Source organism: Pseudomonas nabeulensis (assembly GCF_004682045.1).
GTDB classification, from domain to species: Bacteria; Pseudomonadota; Gammaproteobacteria; order Pseudomonadales; family Pseudomonadaceae; genus Aquipseudomonas; species Aquipseudomonas nabeulensis.
Map to the genome: position 1 here is coordinate 1 of NZ_QUZT01000134.1, position 4,371 is coordinate 4,371.

General features: G+C 60.7%; 3 protein-coding genes. All 3 read left to right on the plus strand.

Annotated features, from left to right (window positions below; all coding sequences use genetic code 11):
* Nucleotides 1-197: 197 nt before the first annotated feature.
* The 3 genes from DYL61_RS31050 (at nucleotide 198) to DYL61_RS31060 (ending at nucleotide 4,214) form a co-directional block, all read left to right on the plus strand.
* Entirely contained in the window at nucleotides 198-716 is a 519-nt protein-coding gene (locus tag DYL61_RS31050) for a sigma-70 family RNA polymerase sigma factor (RefSeq protein WP_135311562.1), read from the plus strand.
* Between the two features lie 6 nt (nucleotides 717-722).
* Complete coding sequence (locus DYL61_RS31055; RefSeq protein ID WP_135311563.1) at nucleotides 723-1,706, plus strand: FecR family protein; 984 nt, start codon at nucleotides 723-725, stop codon at nucleotides 1,704-1,706.
* Between the two features lie 78 nt (nucleotides 1,707-1,784).
* A complete protein-coding gene (locus DYL61_RS31060) occupies nucleotides 1,785-4,214 on the plus strand; it encodes a TonB-dependent siderophore receptor (RefSeq protein WP_135311564.1) in 2,430 nt (809 codons plus the stop codon).
* Nucleotides 4,215-4,371: the final 157 nt, after the last annotated feature.

Here is a 4,371-nt window from a genome sequence, read left to right on the forward strand (position 1 = left end):
TTTCGGTGTGGGCGGCATCATACACCAAAAATCCGCAATGTCTTGATTTAAATGCACTTTATTTAAAATAATTTCTCCAAAGCGGCGCAAACCCCGTAAACACAGGGTTTGCGCCCCGCAAACGCGAGTCTATTGCGTTTACCTGACACTTGGCCTCACAATTAAAAACCATTCTCAATAACGCCTGAGCCACGCCTATGTCTGCGGGTGAACCTCCATTCCAACGGGAAATTGCCCTGCTCTACACCGAGCATCACAGCTGGCTGTTCACCTGGCTGCGACGCAAACTGGGCTGCCGACAGAACGCCGCCGACCTGGCGCAGGACACGTTCGCGCGCATCCTCAATGCCCGTGAGACGGTGGCAACCCTCCGCGAGCCCCGGGCCTATTTGAGCACCACCGCCCGGCGCTTGCTCATCGACCAGGCTCGGCGCAAACAGATCGAACAGGCTTATCTGCAAGAGTTGGCGCTGACGGTCGACGCTCTTGAAGGGTTCCAATCCCCGGAACAGGTCCACACCACCCTCGAAGCCCTGGAGCAGATCGCCTTTATCCTGGAGGGCCTGCACGAATATTCGCGCCAGGCGTTCGTGCTGTATTACCTCGAAGACATGACCCAGCAGCAAATCGCCCGGCAGCTCAAGCTGTCAGAGCGCACCGTGCGCAAATACCTGATCCAGGCGCTCATGCATTGCAGCCACAGTGTGGACACTTGACTGCCCATGTCCGACACCCGCCACCCCATCGAAGAACAAGCCGCCGAATGGATGCTGCGCCTGCACGAAGGTGAACTGAGCGAAGCCCAGCGCCTGGCATTCGAGTGCTGGAAGCAACAAGGCCCGCACCACGCCGCAGCTGCTGCCCGCATGGAAGAAGTGATTGCGCGGATGCAGGCCCTGCGCGGTAAAAAGTCGCCGGCGCGGGCCGCCTTGAATGCAGCGTTTGCCCATCAGAAATCCCATCGGCGCAAAAATGCGCTACGTGCGCTGCTGTTGGCGTGCAGCTTGGCGATCCCTGCTACGGCGCTGCTGGTCAGCCCGTATCCACAACAATGGATGGCCGATGTACGCAACGGCCCTGGCCAGTGGCAAACCCTGCGCCTGGCCGACGGCTCGACGTTGACCTTGAACGGCATCAGTGCGGCAAACCTGCAGTTCGATGGGAAACGGCGCCGCATCGAACTACTGCAAGGCGAGATCCTGCTGGAAGTCGCCCACGACAGCACGCGGCCGTTTATCGTGCAGACACCACAAGGCACCTTGCGCGCACTGGGCACGCGATTTGTGGTCAAGCGTGAAGGCGAGACCACGGTGCTGACCATGCTCCAGTCCAGGGTGGCGGCGCAAAGCGCCCACTCCGGGCAAGTGCTGGAAGTCGATGCTGGCTCCCAGGCCCTGCTCCGCGACCAGGATGTGCGCCTGGTCGGCCGTGTCGACCCCGCGAGCATCAACGAAGCCTGGCGTCGCCATCAACTGGTGGTGGAAAACCGGCCGCTGTCCGAGGTGCTGGATGAAATCTCGCGGCACCGCTCCGGCCTGTTGCATTTCGACCGCGCCGCGCTGCAAAACCTGCGGGTGTCCGCGGTCATCCCGCTGGATGACAGCGATCACGCCTTGCAACTGCTCGCGCAAACCCTGCCCATCCAGATACGCACGTTTACGCCTTGGCTGATCGTCGTGGAGCCCGCACCAGTCCCCAATAAATAATTATTCGCATTTGCTTCCGGTTTTTTCGCAGCTGCCCGTCAAGGAAGGTAATTCGACCTATAAAGGACCGCCTTCACCATGCACTCCCCTTCTTTGCCACGCGGGCGCTTTGGACTGCTGAAAAGCGCGCCGCTGTCCCTGGCCATCATTGCCGCTACTACGCTCACGGCCCAATTGGCCCTGGCGGACACTGTCAGTGTCGCCCACATTTACGATATACCCGCCGGGCCGCTGGGCAGTTCGCTCAATCGGTTTGCCCAGCAAGCCGGTGTGGCAATCGTGTTTGAATCCCGCGAGCTGGAAGGCCTCCAGGGCCCGGGCCTGAAAGGCAGCTACGCCATCCAGGACGGCTTCGACAGACTGCTGCAAGGCAGCGGCTACCGCGCAGTCAAAGGCAATCAGGTGTACGCGCTGCAACCTGCCCCGGTCGCCGGCGGCGACAGCCTGGAACTGAGCCCGACCCAAGTCAGTGGCAACCAATTGGGCAACGTCACCGAGGGCACCGGTTCCTACACGCCCGGCACGATTGCAACCTCCACGCGCCTGGTACTGACGCCCAAGGAAACCCCGCAGTCGGTATCGGTGGTGACCCGCCAGCACATGGATGATTTCGGCCTGAACAACGTGGACGATGTGATGCGCCATACGCCGGGCATCACCGTTTCGGCCTTCGACACCGAGCGCAGCAACTATTACGCGCGCGGCTTCTCGATCAATAACTTCCAGTACGACGGCATTCCGTCCACGGCGCGCAACGTCGCCTATTCGGCCGGCAACACCCTGAGCGACATGGCCATCTACGACCGCGTCGAAGTGCTCAAGGGCGCCACCGGCCTGCTCACCGGAGCAGGCTCACTCGGCGCAACCATCAACCTGGTGCGCAAAAAACCCACCGCGGACTTCCAGGGACACGCCACCCTCGGCGCCGGCTCCTGGGACAACTACCGCAGCGAACTGGACGTCAGCGGCCCGATGACCGACAGCGGCAATGTGCGCGGCCGGGCGGTCGCGGCGTACCAGGACAAGCATTCGTTCATGGACCACTATTCGCGCAAGAGCCCGGTGTACTACGGCATCATGGAGTTCGACCTGTCGCCCGATACCTTGCTGACCGTCGGCGGCGACTATCAGGACACCCTGCCCAAAGGCTCATCCTGGTCGGGCAGCTTTCCGCTGATCAACTCCCAGGGCAATCGCAACAGCGTAAAGCGCTCGTTCAACGACGCTGCCGAATGGAGCAGTTGGGAGCAATACACTCGCACCGTCTTCGCCATGCTCGAACATGACCTGGGCAATGGCTGGGTGGGCAAGCTGCAACTGGACCACAAGATAAACGGCTACCACGCGTTGGTGGGCTCGATCCAGGGCGACCAGCCGCAACCGGACGGCACCGCGCAACTGACCTCGGGCAAATACACCGGGGAAACCGTCAGCGACTCCGCCGACCTGTATGTGAGCGGCCCCTACACCCTCGGCGGGCGCGAACATGAGCTGGTGCTGGGCGGTTCAATCAGCGCATCGGAATGGAAAGGCAAAGGCTACTGGAACCTGGCCCCCAACCTCGTCGACTTCAATAACTGGCACGGCCACGGGACGATGCCGGATTGGGGCAAGGCGCAATCGCTGATCGACGACACCGTGCGCCAGACCGGCGCCTACCTGACCACCCGCTTGAACCTTGCCGATGACCTGAAAGTGTTGCTGGGCGGACGCGTGGTCAACTACCAGGTCACCGGCTACAACCCCAACTATCGCGAGTCCGGACGTTTTGTGCCGTACGTCGGTGCGGTCTATGACCTCAATGACACCTACGCGCTCTACGCCAGCTACACCGATATCTTCATGCCCCAGGAAAACTACAACCGCGACCGCGACAACAAACTGCTCGAACCGGACGAAGGCCAGAACTGGGAAGTGGGGCTCAAGGCCGATTTCCTCGACGGACGGGTCAACGCCAGCGCGGCGTACTTTGAGATCCATGAGTCCAATCGCGCGCTGTCCGATGACGAATACAACAACCTCACACCCACGCCGAACAACTACGCCTATAAAAGCAGCAAGGCGGTGACCAAGGGTTATGAAGTGGAGATGTCCGGTGAAGTCGCCCCGGGCTGGCAATTGCAGGCGGGCTACACCCACAAGATTGTGCGCGACGACCAGGGCGTGAAGATCTCCACGTTTGAGCCTGAAGACCAGGTCAAGCTGTACACCACCTACAAACTCAAGGGCAACCTGGACAAGTTGACCGTCGGCGGCGGCGTGCGCTGGCAGAGCGTGGGCTGGCAGGACATCTATAACTCTCCGCGCGGCGGCTATGAAGAGTTTTCCCAGGAGGCCTATTGGTTGGTAGACCTGATGAGCAAATATCAGATCAGCAAGAACCTGTCGGCAACGTTGAACGTCAACAATATCTTCGACAAGTCCTACTACACCAACATCGGCTTCTATAACTCCGCCGCCTATGGTGAGCCCCGCAACTTCATGGTGACCACGCGCTGGGACTTCTAAACACCTGTGGCGAGGGAGCTTGCTCCCGCTGGGCTGCGTAGCGGCCCCAAAATCCGGGGAGCGCTGCGCACTGGAGCGCCAGCCCGGTCCAGCGGGAGCAAGCTCCCTCGCCACAACAACAAGAACAACACAGTTGCTCCCGCAAAAATCGCAAACG